Source organism: Campylobacter sp. 10_1_50, assembly GCF_000238755.1.
Taxonomy (GTDB): Bacteria; Campylobacterota; Campylobacteria; order Campylobacterales; family Campylobacteraceae; genus Campylobacter_A; species Campylobacter_A concisus_R.
On the sequence record NZ_JH414887.1, the window covers coordinates 259,701 to 276,579 of the forward strand.

Annotated in this window: 14 protein-coding genes; 2 read left to right on the plus strand and 12 right to left on the minus strand. The window is 40.7% G+C overall.

Going from position 1 to position 16,879, the window contains the following annotated elements; translation table 11 throughout:
- A partial coding sequence (locus tag HMPREF1019_RS01245) for a Cache 3/Cache 2 fusion domain-containing protein (RefSeq protein WP_009293861.1) occupies nt 1–562 on the minus strand: 562 nt, incomplete at its 3' end.
- 241 nt (nt 563–803) lie between these two features.
- On the opposite strand from HMPREF1019_RS01245, the gene htpG reads away from it, so the two are divergent.
- Nucleotides 804–2,660 carry a molecular chaperone HtpG gene (htpG, locus tag HMPREF1019_RS01250; RefSeq protein WP_009293862.1) on the plus strand — a complete coding sequence of 619 codons (1,857 nt, stop codon included), beginning with the start codon at nt 804–806 and terminating at the stop codon, nt 2,658–2,660.
- A 138-nt stretch (nt 2,661–2,798) separates the two neighbouring features.
- On the opposite strand, the gene sdhE is transcribed toward htpG, so the two are convergent.
- From sdhE to mltG, 11 genes are all read right to left on the minus strand, one after another.
- Nucleotides 2,799–3,656: an 8-methylmenaquinol:fumarate reductase membrane anchor subunit gene (sdhE, locus tag HMPREF1019_RS01255; protein ID WP_009293863.1), complete on the minus strand. Its 858-nt coding sequence runs from the start codon at nt 3,654–3,656 to the stop codon at nt 2,799–2,801.
- 2 nt (nt 3,657–3,658) lie between these two features.
- Complete coding sequence (gene sdhB, locus HMPREF1019_RS01260; protein ID WP_232210163.1) at nt 3,659–4,576, minus strand: 8-methylmenaquinol:fumarate reductase iron-sulfur subunit; 918 nt, start codon at nt 4,574–4,576, stop codon at nt 3,659–3,661.
- A gap of 57 nt (nt 4,577–4,633) precedes the next feature.
- Nucleotides 4,634–6,472: an 8-methylmenaquinol:fumarate reductase flavoprotein subunit gene (gene sdhA, locus HMPREF1019_RS01265; protein WP_009293865.1), complete on the minus strand. Its 1,839-nt coding sequence runs from the start codon at nt 6,470–6,472 to the stop codon at nt 4,634–4,636.
- Nucleotides 6,473–6,902: 430 nt separating this feature from the next.
- Nucleotides 6,903–7,325, minus strand: a complete 423-nt coding sequence (locus tag HMPREF1019_RS01270) for a hypothetical protein (protein WP_009293866.1) — start codon at nt 7,323–7,325, stop codon at nt 6,903–6,905.
- A 40-nt stretch (nt 7,326–7,365) separates the two neighbouring features.
- Complete coding sequence (locus HMPREF1019_RS01275) at nt 7,366–7,917, minus strand: 2-oxoacid:acceptor oxidoreductase family protein (RefSeq protein ID WP_009293867.1); 552 nt, start codon at nt 7,915–7,917, stop codon at nt 7,366–7,368.
- Nucleotides 7,914–8,759 (minus strand): 2-oxoglutarate ferredoxin oxidoreductase subunit beta, encoded by an 846-nt coding sequence (locus tag HMPREF1019_RS01280; RefSeq protein WP_009293868.1) that lies wholly within the window; start codon nt 8,757–8,759, stop codon nt 7,914–7,916. Before HMPREF1019_RS01280 ends, HMPREF1019_RS01275 begins: the two co-directional genes overlap by 4 nt.
- Nucleotides 8,749–9,879: a 2-oxoglutarate synthase subunit alpha gene (locus HMPREF1019_RS01285; protein ID WP_009293869.1), complete on the minus strand. Its 1,131-nt coding sequence runs from the start codon at nt 9,877–9,879 to the stop codon at nt 8,749–8,751. Before HMPREF1019_RS01285 ends, HMPREF1019_RS01280 begins: the two co-directional genes overlap by 11 nt.
- Nucleotides 9,876–10,187 carry a 4Fe-4S dicluster domain-containing protein gene (locus HMPREF1019_RS01290; protein WP_009293870.1) on the minus strand — a complete coding sequence of 104 codons (312 nt, stop codon included), beginning with the start codon at nt 10,185–10,187 and terminating at the stop codon, nt 9,876–9,878. The genes HMPREF1019_RS01285 and HMPREF1019_RS01290 overlap by 4 nt, the downstream gene beginning before the upstream one ends.
- An 8-nt stretch (nt 10,188–10,195) precedes the next feature.
- On the minus strand, nt 10,196–11,089 hold the full coding sequence (locus HMPREF1019_RS01295; RefSeq protein ID WP_009293871.1) for a lactate/malate family dehydrogenase: 894 nt from the start codon (nt 11,087–11,089) through the stop codon (nt 10,196–10,198).
- A gap of 3 nt (nt 11,090–11,092) precedes the next feature.
- On the minus strand, nt 11,093–13,267 hold the full coding sequence (locus HMPREF1019_RS01300; RefSeq protein WP_009293872.1) for an NADP-dependent isocitrate dehydrogenase: 2,175 nt from the start codon (nt 13,265–13,267) through the stop codon (nt 11,093–11,095).
- A 63-nt stretch (nt 13,268–13,330) separates the two neighbouring features.
- The gene (gene mltG, locus HMPREF1019_RS01305) at nt 13,331–14,275 is read right to left on the minus strand and encodes an endolytic transglycosylase MltG (protein ID WP_009293873.1); all 945 of its coding nucleotides are present in this window, start codon (nt 14,273–14,275) and stop codon (nt 13,331–13,333) included.
- A 73-nt stretch (nt 14,276–14,348) separates the two neighbouring features.
- Here mltG and HMPREF1019_RS01310 point away from each other — a divergent pair, with 73 nt between their 5' ends.
- Nucleotides 14,349–16,814, plus strand: a complete 2,466-nt coding sequence (locus HMPREF1019_RS01310) for a YhdP family protein (RefSeq protein ID WP_083827831.1) — start codon at nt 14,349–14,351, stop codon at nt 16,812–16,814.
- Nucleotides 16,815–16,879 lie beyond the last annotated feature (65 nt).

The window sequence follows — 16,879 nt, forward strand, 5'->3', positions numbered from 1 at the left end:
TAGGCTCATATATGCTCATATAGTTGCGACCAAATAAATTTACAACACCTACATATCGTTCTTTGTTTATTGCATTTTTATAAACTGGACTATTTTTATCTAGTAGTGTGCCGACAGCTTTGCTACCATCTGGCTGTGTTACGGCAGTACTTACTCTTAAAAAGCTATCGCCTGATTTTGCAAAAACGGTTGAAATTCCGCCATTTGATGCTCTACCAAATTTATCGATAATATCGTAGTTGTTATTTAAAATACCGCTTTGAGAGACTAGTTCAAGTGCTTCGTAATTGCCAGTCTTACTCATCTGATGATCAACTGAGATTTTTCCAACCAACTCTTTAAAGACGCTCATTAACGTCTCTGCATTATTAACATTGTCCTTGTTAAATAGTTCAACCGTATCCATTGCAAGAGCGACATTTTGTTTAACAGTAGTTACTACTCCATCCTTGATCTCACGCTCTAAGACATGTGACGTGTAGAAAACAAAGCAAGCCATACAGACCGCCAAGACTACAGCAATCGTTGCTGAAACTTTTACCAAAATACTTCGTAAATTCATTTGATTCCCTCCTATAGATTTATGGCTTGATTATACTACTATTTTAAATGAAAGCTATACAAATAGCCATAATTAATAATAATTTTTAAATATGTATTATTATTTTATTTATAAAATATAACTCTTTTAGAATATTTTATAAAATTTATAAAAAAACTTGATAGTAGTACTATCAAGGTTAAGTATATTTTTATCACTTTGTGCTATAATCTGCCAAAAATTTTAAAACAAGGAAAAGAAAATGGCAGATAAATTTGAATTTCAGACCGAGGTCAATGACCTTTTAAATTTGATGATCCACTCTCTTTACTCAAACAAAGAGATATTTTTAAGAGAGCTCATATCAAACTCAAATGACGCACTTGACAAGCTAAACTACCTATGCTTGACCGATGAAAAGTATAAAAGTTTAAGCTACACTCCAAGGATCGACATCAAAGTAGATGAAAAAGCTAAGACTTTAACCATCAGCGACAATGGTATTGGCATGGATAAAGACGAGCTCATCGCAAATTTAGGCACGATAGCAAGAAGTGGCACAAAGGGCTTTATGCAAAGCTTAAGCGGCGATGCCAAAAAAGATAGCTCGCTGATCGGCCAGTTTGGCGTGGGCTTTTACTCAGCGTTTATGGTGGCAAACAAGATCGAAGTCATAAGCAAACGAGCACTAAGTGACAAAGCCTACAAATGGACATCTGATGCAAAAAGCTACGAGATCGAAGATGCTAAAAAAGATGGCTTTGGTACGGATATAATCCTTCATTTAAATGACGATGAATTTGCAAATTCTTGGCGTATCGAAGAGATAGTCAAAAAATATTCAAACCACATCCCTTATCCTATTTTTATGGATAAAGAGAGCTACGTCGCACCAAAAGAAGGTGAAAAAGAAGGCACTTATGAGACCAAAAACGAGCAGATAAACAAGGCAAATGCACTTTGGAGACTAAATAAAGCCAGCTTAAAAGAGCAAGACTACAACGACTTTTATAAGCAAATTTCACACGATAGCAGCGATCCGCTCCTTTATATCCACACAAAAGCTGAGGGCAAGATCGAGTATTCGACACTATTTTATGTGCCAAGCACCGAGCCGTTCGATCTTTTTAGGGTTGATTATCAAAGTGGCGTGAAGCTCTATGTGAAGAGGGTCTTTATAACTGACGATGCAAAAGAGCTTTTGCCACCGTATTTAAGATTTATCAAAGGTGTGATCGACGTTGAGGATCTGCCGCTAAACGTTAGCCGTGAAATTTTACAAGAAAATGCGATCATGCGAACCGTTAAAGAGCAGAGTGTGAAGAAAATTTTAAGCGAGCTTGCAAAAGTAAAAGATAACGACCGTGAAAAATACATAAAATTTTACAAACTATTTGGTAAGGTTTTAAAAGAGGGACTTTATGGCTTTAATGCTGAAAAAGAGCAAATTTTGGATCTTTGCCTATTTAAAAGCTCAAAAAGAGACGGACTTATCAGCCTAAAAGAGTACAAAGAGGCGATGAAAGAGGATCAAAAGTCGATCTACTACATCAGCGGCAACAACGAAAATATGCTAAGGAATTCGCCGCTTCTTGAGAGCTTTAAGAAAAACGACATCGAAGTGTTAATAATGGACGAAGAGATCGATACGATCGTCATGCCAATGGTCAATGAATTTGACAAAACACCTCTAAAATCAGTCTCACACGCTGATATAAACGACGAGATCAAAAACGATGAAAAGGTCGATGAGAGCAAGGTTGCAAACACGCTTGTTAAGATGAAAGAGATATTAAAAGACGAGGTTAAAGATGTTAGGCTAAGCTCAAGACTCTCAAGCTCGGCTGCGGTGCTAATATATGATAAAAACGACCCTGATTACGCTATGCAAGAGATGTTAAAACAGATGGGACAAGGCGTAAATGCTCCAAAAGTTAAGCCGATCTTGGAGATAAATGCTGATCATGAAATTTTCGCAAAACTTGAGAAAAACGAGGCGATGGTTTATGACATAGCGCCTTTGCTTCTTGATATGGCAAGGCTAAATGAGGGCATGAGCCTAGAAAATCCAGCTAAATTTTCAGAACTTCTAACAAAAGTGATGATAAAAGCTATATAAATTTAAAAAGCCCAAGAGAAATTTTGGGCTTTACTTCACTTCCATATTTTTTTTAATTTCTTATATTTATTGTTTTATTGCAGTAAAAATTTAATTGTGTAAGTCAAATTTCCCACGCCAAAAGACGTGGGATAAAATTTACGCTATCTTGCTAGCGTCGATGATATTTAGATCAAGTCCTAGCTCTTCGACAGATAGACCAAGTGCAAGACCTACAAGCTGAGAGAGGTGGATGATAGGTTTTCTAACATCTGAGTGGTTCTCATCTTGATATCTCTCTTGATAGATATCAAGTTGCATTTGGCAAAGTAGGCACGGAGTTACAACTACGTCTGCCCCATTTTGATCAGCGTTATTTACGATCTGGCTTGACATTTTTCTTACTGATTTTCCAGCTGGATAGCTAGCGTGGAAGCCGCAGCAGTCAAGTCTTTTCTCAAATGGCACGATAGTAGCACCAAGTGCGCTTACAACAGTTTCAAAGCTCTTTGGATTTACTGAGCTTTCTCTGTTGTGTAGATCTTTTTCAGGTCTTAGGCTATGGCAGCCGTAAAATAGAGCTACTTTTAGTCCGCTAAGTGGTTTAACAACCTTTGCTCTTAGCGTATCAACATTTTGGTAAAGCTCCCAAAGAAGGCTTGTTACCTCAGATGTACCATTATATTTCATATTGCCTTCAGCTAAAAATGTATTGATACGATCTTTTGCGCCCTTGTCAAGCGTGCTTTTAGCTCTTGTTAGAGTTAGCATACAAGTTGAGCATGTCGTAAGCATCGGCATATTCATCTGCTCTGCAAGCGCTATGTTTCTAGCATTTGCTACAAGCGCAGCCATAGGATCTACGTCTTGTGCTTGTTGAGCACCACAACAGCTCCAGCCCTTTATCTCGTGAAGCTTCCAGCCAAGCACTGGAGCGATGGCCTCAAGCGACATCTTAGCCTCTTTAGCTGCTTGAGTGAGTACGCATCCTGGGAAAAAAGCGAATTCATTTTGCATAATTACTCCTTACTAGCAGCTTTGCGAGCCGCATTTATCATTTTTACTAGATCGTCATGACCTTCTATGTCTTCTTCGCCAAATACATGAAGCGGATTCATCTTACCAGCAAGCATTAAGTTTGCAGCGATGTCTAGTTTGCCCATATTTTTGATAACGCCTTCTGAACGAAGTGCAAGTCTAACCTCATTTAGTCTGCCTGAGCCATCAACTAGATCAGTTAAGAACGCCTCAGCGTGATCTGGTCCCATGCCCTCATTAAAGCCTTTTTGTATAGCCATGATACGAAGATCAGTTATGTCGCCGCATGCGCTTATGCCTTTTGGACAGCGATCAGCACACTCTTGGCATTTTACACACATCCAAAGGCCATTATCGATAGCTGGTTTTAGGTGTGGCATAGGATCTTTGCTACGTGAGTCAAAGGCAGCTCTATAAGCATGAACAAATACAAATGGCTGCATATAATCACTCGCGTCTGCTTCAAGTTTATTACACTCGCTAGCGCATGCACCGCAAAGTATGCAGTCCCATTCAAGTGCGACTTTGTCGTACTCTTTTTGGCTTTGCTTACAGCCTTTTGCAGCGCTAAATTCTAGCTTAGCAGTGATGCTTGGTTTGATCTTGCGTAAATTTTCAATACTTGGCTCCCAATCCACCATAAGGTCTGAGATAACCTTGAAATTTCCAAGTGGTGAAATTCTAATAGTATCTGGGTTGCCATACTCAGCTAAAAGCTCGTTCATCTTTGTATCGCAAGCTAGATATGAGTGACCATTTACTCTAACAGCGCACGCACCGCATATCGCTGAGCGGCAAGATGCTGTGAAATTTAACGTCGCATCTTTTTTTTGTTTGATGTCAAAAAGCACTGTTAAAAGAGTTTTGCCTTTGATCTCTTCATTTGTTAGCTCATAAATTGATTAATATTTTTTAGTTCCGTCAAAACGGTCGATAATAATTTTCATCCTAGCTCCTTACTCTGGCTTCTTGCCGTCAAGTGAAAATATGCCTGTCACAACGTCTTTGTAGCTAAGTTCAAGCTTGCCGTTTTTTAGTGTGACTATGCTGTGTTTTAAGAAATTTACATCATCTCTTTTTGGATAGTCCTCTCTTGTGTGAGCGCCACGGCTCTCAAGACGATTTTGCGCTGCAAGACATGCTGCACGAGAAAGAAGTATAAGGTTGCCAAGCTCGACATAGTCAGTAAAGGCAGTATTCATTACTGGGTTTTGATTTGGCACTTTGAGGGTGTCATATTTTGCTTGGATAGCTTCTAGGTTTTTAGAGAGTTGATCAAGTTTTGCACCAGTTCTAAAGATACCCATTAGATCCCAGTTGTTTTTACCAAGCTCTTCACGAAGTGCGTACATATCATTTACGCCACCCTCGCCTGTTGCGATAGCTTTAAATTTATCTTGCCACATTTTTGCTAGCTCAGAAGTTTTCTTACCGCTTGCAAATTTTGCATTTTGAGCATAAGCACCAGCACCTTTGCCAGCTAGATCACCAGTTACAACTGCGTCAGTTAGACTGTTACCACCAAGGCGGTTTGCACCGTGGATAGATACGCATGAAGCCTCGCCACCTACGTAAATTCCAGGGATTTTTGTGCTCATATCATCAAATTTAGCTACCTCTATACCACCCATTGAGTAGTGAGCTGTTGGGCGGATAGGCACTGGTTGCTCGATAAGGTCGATGTCTTGGAAAAGCATAGCAGTGTGGCGAATTTTAGGAAGCTTTTTCATAATAGTATCTTTGCCAAGGTGGCAAACATCGCAAAGCACATAAGCGCTCATACCCTCGCCAAAGCCTCTACCCTCGCGAATTTCTGTCTCGATAGCACGAGCGACGACGTCACGAGGAGCTAGCTCCATCTTTTCGTGATAGTTTTTCATAAAGCGCTCGCCCTTGTTGTTTAACAAGTATCCACCTTCACCGCGAGCAGCTTCAGTGATTAGTGTGCCGCCATTTTGAACACCAGTTGGGTGAAACTGAAGCATCTCAGGGTCTTCAAAACCAAGACCTGCTTTAAGCGCAGCAGCGATGCCATCACCAGTTGCTATAAAAGGAACTGATGTGCGGTTATAGAAAATTCTAGTGTATCCGCCAGTTGCGATGACTAGAGATTTGCAAAGAACTGGGTAAATTTGACCATCTTGGATGTTGCGAAGAACGACGCCTTCAACCTTGCCATCCTCAAGACCGATCTCAAGTAGCTCATGATCCATTAAAAATTTAACGCCAGCTGTGATAGCGTCGTCAAGACAGGCGTGCATCAAAACGTGACCGGTTTTATCAGCTGCGTAGTTACAGCGTTTTTTGCTAGCGCCACCCATGAAACGAAATGCCACGTCGCCATTGTCTTTACGAGAAAAAAGCATGCCGTTGTAGTCTAGCTCGTGGATGACTGCGCCTGCTGCCTCGCAAAATTTCACTACCGCATCTTGATCAGCAAGATAAGCTGCACCTTTTACGGTGTCATAGGCGTGAAGCTTGAAGCTGTCGCCGTTGTTAAAGTCTGTAACGCCGTTTATACCGCCCTCTGCCATACAAGTCGCGTTACGTGATGGCATCATCTTTGTTGCGACAACGACGGTTGAGTTTGGATATTGCTTGCGAACAGCTGTTGCTGCACGAAGTCCAGCACCGCCAGAGCCGATTATTAGCACATCAACAGATGGCAAGCCATTTTCATTGCCCTTTGGCAACTCGCCAGCGAAAACATTGGTCGCACCAGCTGTTGTAGCTAGCGCACCTACGCTGATACAGGCGCTTTGTAGAAATTCTCTTCTGGTAAATTTTTCACTCATTGATAACTTCCTATTTTAATAAGTTTATTAGCGTTAAGACGCACCGCCAGTTCATTTCTTAATATTTTTTAAAACAACTATATTAATAAAAAAATTAATAATAAAACTTTACATAAAATTTACTTAAAAGAAACATAAGAATTTATTTTAGGTTATATAGTGAGATTTGATAGCTAAAATCATTTAGCAAAAGACCATTTTATCGTATTTATAGCAACTACTTATAAATTTATTATTTCGATAAAGATAAAAATAATATTATCGTGCAAAATATATTAATGAAAATAGATAAGATGTTATAAAATAGCCAATTTTACGTATCTTTGAGGATATTTCTTAAAACTAAATAAATAATTAAAACTAATAAATTTAAATGGGATAAAAATCTCATGATTATCAAAAATCATATAAATTTGTAAATTTTTGATAGCTAGAAAGTAAAATAATAGATAGCCCCGTAGTGTCTGACTGAGACAATAAAGCTTAAATTTATATCAAATATCTCAATGTCATCAAGTGATGGATACCAGATATCGCTAAAAAATTTAAAAAGATTATCAAAGCGTAAAATATCAATGCTCTCAAATTTATTAAAATTTATGCAAATTTCATTTGGCGTGGCGATGCCAAGCTCGCTAAAAGCGGTCTTGAGATCAAAATTTGCTTCGTCTGCATTAAAGCCATCAAGCTTGCTAAATTTATCTATCTTAAAAAACTCATCTATATCGTCTAGGCTAAATTTATGAAGTAAATTCTCTCTTATCTTTAAGCACTCATTAGGCGATAAGCTCCTAATGATCGGCATCTCAAAGCCATGTTCTTTGCGGAAATTTTCTAGTTTTATCTGATCCATTTTGGGAGGTTTTGGCTAAATTTAAATTTAGCCAAATTTTCTATTTTAAAAACTCTTTTGCGTATTTTAGGCCTAGCTCGTAAGCTTTAGCATTTGCCTCTTTAACCTTAGCTGGCACGCTTGCTAGCATCTCTTCACGCACTAAATTTTCATCCATGCACCTACTCATCGCCACAGCCACACCAAGGGCTACGACGCTTTGAGTGATGACATTACCAACCTCGTCTTTTGCGATAGAGATGATAGGGATTTCATAAATTTTCCAGCGCTTTTTGTCTTCATCACTTACTTTTACCAAATTTGGCTCGACAACGATCGCACCGCCCTCTTTCACGCCGTTTTTAAAGGCGTTGTAGCTTATCTGCGCAGTGGCAAGCATAAAGTCTATCTCGCCCTCGTTTGCATAAGGGTATAAAATTTCTTTCTCATCAAGTATGATATCGACCTTCGTTGGGCCGCCACGCACCTGAGATGTGTAGGTAGAGGCCTTGACGCCGTATCCACCTGCTTTTATCTTGGCAGCTGAGAGGATCTCGCCTGCTAGTATGACGCCCTGTCCGCCAACGCCGACAAATCTTAGTTGTGACTTCATGCTAGCTCCTCAAAATTTATCGCTTCATTGCTCATAGCAGCCTTTCTTACCTTGTCGTAAGCCTTGGTGTATTCGATCTTTTCTTCATCTTTGTGAAGCACGCCAAGTGGGAAAATGCCCTTTTTCTCTTCGTCACTCAGCATGTCAAATTTGACCTTGCTCGTCGTGCGGCCTTTTATCCACTCTAAATTTTTCACCGCCTCGCCCATTTTATTTTTACGACCTAAATTTATGTGGCAGTTTGAAAATACATCAAAAAAGCTGTATCCATCGTGGCTAAAGCCCTCCACAAAGAGCTTTGTAAGCTTCTCAGGCTCGATGACGCTACCACGTGCGACAAAGCTAGCTCCTGCGGCAGTTGCGAGCTTACAGGCGTCAAAACTAGGATCGATGTTGCCGTATTGCGCTGTGACCGTCCACATGCCTTTTGGCGTGGTTGGGCTGGTTTGCGAGTTTGTTAGCGCGTAGATGAAGTTGTTGATTAAGATGTGATTTAGCCCGATATTTCGGCGGCATCCGTGTATCGTGTGGTTGCCTCCGATTGCCAGTCCGTCGCCGTCGCCAGTTACTACGATGACGTGCTTATCTGGGTTTGCCATCTTTACGCCAGTCGCGTAAGCTACGGCTCTGCCGTGAGTTGTGTGGATGGTGTTGCAGTCAAGATATCCGCTAAAGCGACCAGAGCAGCCTATGCCTGAGACCACGCAAACGTCGTTCATGTCCCAGCCCATGGTGTCGATAGCGCGGATGAGCGCCTTTAGTATGACGCCGTCGCCGCAGCCCCAGCACCAAAGAGTAGGCATTTTATCTGTTCGTAAATATTTATCGTAATTAAAAGCCATAAATTTCTCCTATCTTCGCCTCGATCTCGCTTGGGCTTATCGGTCTGCCGTTTGCTTTTAGCAGTTTTGCAAAGTCATCTCTTAAGATGATCTTTGAAATTTCGCCGCTATATTGACCTAAATTTAGCTCGCAGACTAAAATTTTCTTAAATTTATTTGATATCTCTTTTAGCTTTTTAGCTGGAGCCGGGAAAAGTGTGAGTGGCTTAAATAGCCCTACTTTTAGCCCTTTTTCACGTAAATTTAATATCGCTTGTTTGGCTGAGAGAGCCACGCTGCCAAAGGCGATGATACAAATTTCAGCGTCATTTAGCATAAACTCTTCAAATTTTTCGCACTCATCAGTGTGTAAATTTATCTTGTTAAACAGCCTATTCATCGAGTATTCAACGATCTTGCCATCTTCTGTTGGAAAGCCAGTAGCGCCGTGATGAAGCCCAGTTATATGGTAGTGATAGCCTTTAAAGAAAGGATTTAGCGTAGCTGGCTCATCTGGTGCTGCCTCGTATGGTTTATACTCTTTTGGCTCGCCATTAAATTCTCTTCTTTTATAAATTTCTAGCTCGCTAATCTCAGGCAAACTAACCCTTGCTTGCATGTGGCCTATCGTCTCATCAAGCAATAACATAATTGGCGTCATAAACCTAGCTGCGAGATTAAAGGCGCGCACGGTTTGCGTATAGCACTCCTCTAGGCTACTAGGCGCTAGCACTATCATATTTACATCGCCGTGAGTTGGGTTTTTAGCCTGCAAGATATCGCCTTGTGCGACGCGGGTTGGTAGGCCAGTTGAAGGGCCACCGCGCATGACATTTACGATGACAAGCGGTATCTCAGCGATAAAGCCAAGGCCTATTTGCTCAGCCTTTAGTGAAATCCCAGGACCAGAGCTAGCAGTCATCGCCCTTGCACCGCTCGCACTTGCACCAAGTGCTACGGAAATGCCAGCTATCTCATCCTCCATCTGTATAAATGTGCCACCATGTTTTGGCAAAAGCACGCTTAACTCGTGGGCGATTTCACTGCTTGGAGTGATAGGATATCCGCCAAAGAAGTTACAGCCGCACTCGACCGCAGCCCTTGCTACTAGGGCATTACCAGTTGATACTACCTCTCTCATGCGCTCTCTCCAAGTTTTGCAAATTTATTTGCCTTTACGGCTGCAGCTCGCTCTTTGCTCTCAGGCGTTAGCTTTGCAAATTTAAAGCCTTTATCAGCCACATAAATGGCAAAATCAGGACAGTGAAGCTCGCAGTCACGGCATCCTATGCATGAGTCAGCATAGACCACCTCTATCATCTTGCCAAGCACCGCCTTTGGCTCAAGCCTCATACCTAGCACGCCTGCTGGGCAGTAGCTCACGCAGACATCACAGGCCTTACACCTGCTCTCATCGACCCAAACTGGGACATTTTCTTTTACGATCATATATCTTCCTACTCTAAGTTTTCTTTTAAAAATTTGATATTTTTTCTAATTTCAGCTTCACTTTTGTTTAGTTGCTCTTGCTCGTCTTCGTCTAAATTTAGCTCTAAAATTTCTTTTAAGCCATCACGTCCGAGCCTTACTAGCCTGCCGCAACTTAGCTCATCGTCTATTAGCACGCTAGCGCTTATTATCTCATCGCTCTTGCCAACGATCATCTCGCACATCTTCACAGCTGCAGCCGCTGGTGCGTAGTAAGCTGAAGTGCCAAGCAGTTTAACGATCTTTGCGCCGCCAGTGCTTGTCTCTTTTTTGAGCGCTTTTAGCTCATTTTCATTTAAATTTTCGCTGATATTGCTAGCTGATACGATCATCTCGTCATTGTGAGCGCCGACGATCTTTGCTCTTAGCTTGCTAGCGTCCTTATCTTTTAAAAGTGCTAGCTCATATCTGCACCTTGCGCTATCAAGCTCGCCAGCCATGCCGATTACTTTGTTTTTGCTAAAACCGCTAAATTTATGAGCCGTCCAGACCATCACATCAAGCGGATTTGTGACGACTATTATCACTGCGTTTTTGGCAAATTCAGCTATCTTTTGCGCTGTTTGCTTTACGACAACGGCATTTTTAAGTAGCAAGTCCTCTCTAGTTTGACCCTCTTTTCTTGGGCTTCCAGCTGTGACTATAACGATGTCACTGCCTTCAATTAGCACAAAATCATCGCCACCACAAACGCTAGTTTTAGCGTTAAAGACGCAGCTTGACTGCGCTAGATCGATCGCTTTTGCGCGCGCCACGTCACCAAAGATATCTACAAGCGCGATCTCATCGCAAAGCTCTCTCATACAAAGCGCATAAGCTATGCTAGCACCGACGTTTCCAGCTCCAACTACACTTATTTTCATCTCTTATCCTATTATTTGATTTAAAATTTCACTTGGTCTCATGACCTCATTTGCTCTTGCTTCATCTAGCAGGTAGTATCCGCCAAATTCTACGCTTGCACCATCTTTTTCTCTGATCTGCTTTAGAATTTCGCTCTCATTTTTCTCTAGCTCGTCTGCTAAATTTTCAAAAATTTTGCTTAAAATTCCACTGCTTTTTGCCATCTCTCTCGCCCAAAATAGCGCTAGATAAAAGTGCGACTCTCTAGTATCAAGAGTGGCGTTTGGCGTTTTGTTTTCATCAAGATAGCTAGCAACGGCTCTATTTAGCGCATCACTTAGCTCTTTTGCCTCTTTTTTTTGCCTAAAAAACGCTAGATGTTCAAGCGATGCACTAAGCGCCAAAAACTCGCCTAAGCTGTCCCAAAGTAGGTGATTTCTCTCTTTTAGCTCTTTTACAAGCGTTGGAGCCGTCCCACCAGCACCAGTCTCAAACATCGCTCCACCAGCAAGTAGTGGCACTACTGAGAGCATTTTTGAGCTGCCGCCTAGCTCAAATATCGGGAAAAGATCGGTTAGATAGTCTCTTAAAACGTTGCCAGTTACGCCTATGACGTCTTTGCCAGCTCTTATTGCTTCAAGCGATTTTTTAGTTGCTTGCTCGTAGTTTAAAATTTCAAATTTCACGCCAGCACTAGTAAATTTATCTCTAAATTTTTCAAATTTAGCTATCAAATTTCTATCGTGAGCACGGCTGCTATCTAGCCAAAATATAAGCTCATCTTTTGAAATTTCGCCTCTTTTTAAAGCAAGCTCAAACCACGCATTTATCGCATCTTCTTTAGCCTGCGTCATCCGAAAAATGTCGCCACTTTTGACGCTAAATTTAAAGACACTCTCGCCAGCTTCATCAAAAACAACAAATTCTCCGTCCTCTTTTGCGATGAAAGTCTTATCGTGACTGCCGTACTCCTCGGCCTTTTTAGCCATCAGCCCCACGTTTGCCACGCTGCCGATCTTACTCACATCAAGTGCGCCATGCTTTTTAAAGTCCGCCACGCAGGCCTCATAAACCCTAGCGTAAGTCCTATCTGGGATCATACAAAGTGAGAAATTTAGCTCACCGTCCTTATCTTTTACCTTGCCAGAGTTTCTAATGAGCGCTGGCACTGAGGCGTCGATGATGACGTCATTTGGCACGTCAAAGTTACTGGCATTTTCATTTAGTGCCCAAATTTTTGCCTTTTTGCTCAAAATTTCATCAAATTTAGCCAAAATTTCATCTTTATTTTTAAGCTGAGAAATTTTAGCAAACATATCTTTTAAGCCATTTTTTGCCTCGACGCCGTGAGTTTTAAACTCTTCACCAAATAGCTCAAAAACCTCTTTAAAATAGCTCTTTATCGCGTGAGCAAAGATGACTGGGTCACTAACCTTCATCATCGTGCATTTTAGATGCAAACTCAAGGTCAAATTCTCTTTTTTTGCCTCGTCAAAGCAGCTTTCATAAAATTTACCCAGCTCATCTGCTCTTAAAAAGGTAGCATCTACGATCTCGCCACTTTGAACAGCAAGCTCTTTTAAAAGCTCTTTTTTGCCCTCTTTGTTTATAAAATTTATATAAAATTTCTCATCCTTACTAGCGATTATTGAGCGCTCATTTTCATAAAAATCGCCCTTTTGCATGTAGCAAATTTTAGTTTTATTTGCCTTGTCCCAGTCGCCGTTGCTATGTGGATGCTTTTTGGCAAATTCTTTAACCGGTGGCAAGACTCTTCTGTCTGAGTTTCCTTGTCTTAGCACTGGATTAACAGCGCTTCCTAGCACTTTTGCATATTTTTTAGCGACCTCTTCATCGTAATCTGTGATGATCTCGTCTGGATAAAATGGCACGTTTATGCCCTTGCTTCTAAGCTCCTCAATAGCCGCTTTTAGCTGAACGAGCGTGGCTGAGATGTTTGGCAGTTTTATGATATTTGCCTCTTTGTGTGCGGTTAGCTCACCCAAAAGCTCTAGCTCATCAGCCTTATTTAGCCCAAGCTCTTTGCTAAAAAGAGATAAAATTCGCCCTGCTAGGCTTATATCAGCCCTAGTTATGCTAATGCCAGCGCGTGATAAAAAGCTCTTAACGATAGGAAAGAGAGAGTAGCTTGCAAATAGCGGTGCTTCGTCAGTTTTAGTCCAGATAATGTCACTCATTTTAGCCCTTTTGATTTTTTGAAATTTATCACGTTTTTTATTAAAGCTAGTTGTATTTTAGCCCTATTTTGCGATATTTTGATTGTGCTCGCTTAAGGTTTTTGAAAAAATGTGTTTTTTTGCCTTTTTATCAAGCACAAAGTATAGATAATCGCTCTTTGCAGGGTTTATCGCCGCTTTTATCGCACTTATAGAGACGCAGCAGACTGGACTTGGCGGTATGCCGTCATTTAGATAGGTGTTAAACTCGCTCATATCGCTTCTTATGCGCTCAGCCGTGATCACATCGTGCGAGTAGATGCCATAATTTAGCGTGCCATCCATCTGCAGCCTCATGCCATTATCTAGGCGGTTATAGATGACTGAGGCGACAAGTGGCATCTCAGCGTCGTTTGCGGCCTCTTTTTGGATGATTGAAGCGATGGTTAAAATTTTAAACCACTTTTTCTCGTTGTATTCGCCAAAAATTTTTCTGCTGATCTCGCTTTGCGCCTTTTTGGATGAATTTACAAGGTAGTAAGCCAGATGCCTCTCGCTGATGCCAACTGGAATTTTATAAGTATTTGGCATTAAAAAGCCATCACTTACTGGCGCAATGGCGTTATACTCGCTATTTAGTTTAGCTCCGTCAAGTCCTAGCTGGGCTGCTATCTGGTTTAAAAAAACGATAGTAGTTTCGCCAGGGATGAGCGTGATCTCGGTCATCGCTGCCTTTGCCTTGGCTAATTTTTTTAAAAAATCAACCCTTGAAATTTTATCTTTGCCTATCTCGATCCAGCCAGACTGAGGCGAGCCGATGAAGCGCATGGCGTATTTATCTATGGCGCTTAAGTTAAAGTTGCGATTAGCTAAATAAGATATAATCTCGCCCACACTTCCCTTTGGCACAAAGACGACTTTGCTCGTGTTTATGGGGCGTGCCAAATAGACAAATACACTTAGGACGACGATGAGTACGATATCAAAGAAAATATCTAGGTATGGCTTTTTTATAAAATTTTTTATCATTTTAATTCTTTCGCTTCTTTTGCTTTTAAAATACGGCATAAAAATTAACGATTTCGAGTTTTACGGCGTAAAATTGGAGCAATTATATATAAAGTTAGATAAAAAATTAATTGTAAGAGCAAAGCAGATCAAGCTTCCAAGCTTTAAAAAAGACGCAGCACAAAAAAGTAGCGATGAGAGACTTTTAAACCTTAGTCAGGGCGTGGACTACCTCGAGACCTTTTTCCAAGAAATTTCGCTTGAGAGCGTGCAAATAGGCGATGATTTTAAGATCAAAATTTTATTTTTAGATGATATATTTTTCGTTGATAGCCCTTATCTAAACATCGATATCAAATTTCAAAAAGAGCAGCAAAATGGCGTCGATCGCTTTATAGTAAAAAATTTGAGCCTTAAAGATTTTAATGTAAGCATCAGCGGCGAAGGCAGTGCAAATTTTGACAAAGATGACTATAAATTTGATGGAAATTTCACCTCGCACGAGCTAAATGGCAAGCTTAGCTTTGCCTTAAAAGATACGCTTTTAACCTACAAAGCCTATGACGTAAATGCTGGCAGCATCAAGGACTTCATAGACGAGCTTGATAGGCGCATAGAGCTAAACAGTGAGGTTAAAAACTGGATATATGGCTACATCGTGGCTGATGATTATCATATAAATGAGATAAATGGCAAGGCTGACCTTAAAGAAAATGATCTTTTCTTAAACGAGCTAAACGCGACTGCAAATGCCAAAAATTTACTTGTTAAATTTGATAAAGGCTTGCCAGCCGTAAATGTCGCTGAGGCAAATATCACGCTTAATAACTCAAAGCTTAAATTTGACCTTACAGCTCCAGTTTATAAAGGCAAAAAGCTTGATGGCTCAAATGTTGCTATAAATAACATCTTTGATGAAAAGAGTGCAAATTTAGAGCTTTTTATAAAGACAAATTCTATTTACGATGAGGCGATAAATGAGATACTAAGAGCTTATAAGATTAACGTGCCAGTTAGGCAGCTAAGCGGCAAAATGGACGCTAGCCTAAAAATTTTGATAAAGCTTGACGAAAAAAGCTTAGAAAATTTTGATGAAAAAAGCGTCATCGCAAATGGCGATTTTAAGATAAGTGATGCGGTTTTAGATATCGCCGGGAGTAAATTTAACGCTAAAAGTGCCCTTGTAAAGCTCGTAAATACTTCTGTGCTAAACATCGATGTAAGCGGCTTTGGCCTTGATTTTTTCAGAGCAAATGCAAAAGCAGATATAAATTTACAAAAAAGCACCGGCGAAATAAAAGGCGTCATAGAAAGCTTTGATCTAAAAGAGAAAAATGATGAAATTTTAGCCTTTAAAAATGAGCCATTTACCGCGCTTCTTGACTTTAGCAAGCCAAGCGAGACCACGCTTAGCATCGATCCTTTTGGGATAAATTTAAGCTTTGGCGATGAGAGCGTGATAGCTACAAAAAATAGCAACTTCATAATGCAAAACTCCCCACTTTTAAAGCAAAATGGCGTGCTTGGTTTTGATGATGTGAGCATAAAAAGCAAGGACTTTGTCAATCTTGAAATTTTGGCAAAAGGGCTTAAATTTGACATGCCGTTTTTGGATAAAAATGGCTCAAAATATGATAGTGACGACTTTTTGATCACGGTCTCAAAGGCTGGCGTAAAAGTGCAAAGTGCGAGCAAAAAGCTCTCTTTAAATATTGCCGAAAAAGGCATAGAGGCTAAGAGCAACGACCTAAATTTGTTAGTGCTTGATGACAACAGCACAAAAGAACAAAGCACGCCACTTGAGCTCTTTGCAAAAAATGGCGACATCATCTTAAAGGACTTAAACAAAACCTTGCCATTTACTAGCTTTAGCGCCGAGAAAAAAGGCAAAAGCACCTCGCTAAATGGACTAGCAAAGCAAGGCAGAGTTGGATATTTTAGCGATGAGAAAAGCATAAATTTAGACGCAACTGATATAAGCGGCGAATTTATCAACGACCTTTTTGGCATAAAGAGCTTTGAGGGCGGTAAATTTCGCCTAAAAATGCTTGGGGAGAGCTCTAAAAATTTCAAGGCTGAGGTGAGATTTTTTGGCACGTATCTAAAAGACTACATCTTTTATCAAAAACTCTTAAGCTTCCTAAACTCGGTGCCATCGCTTCTTAGCTTTAAAACGCCTGACTTTAACGACAAAGGCTTTACTGTTAAAAACGGTAAAATTTTACTAACCAGAAAGGGCGATGTGATCGAGTTTTTAGCGATTGAGATGATAGGCACGAGCGCAGATATCGGCGGACGTGGCACGATCGATCTAAAGAGCAAAAAGATAAACATCGACCTTGAGCTAAAGATACTAAAAGACGCAAGTGGCATCATCGACAAGATCCCGCTTATCAACCAAATCATCCTTGGAAAAGACCGCTCGCTATCAACCGTCATCGCCATACGCGGCACGACTGAAAAGCCAGAGTACTCGACGCAGATCTTGCAAGATGCCCTGCTCTCGCCACTAAAGATAATAAGAAACGTCTTGCAGGCTCCGTTTTTGATATTTGAGTAGTTTAAATCTGTAACGCACGAAAATTATAGAAAAAAATTATTGGCTGCTTCTAAAGCCAAGAGTGG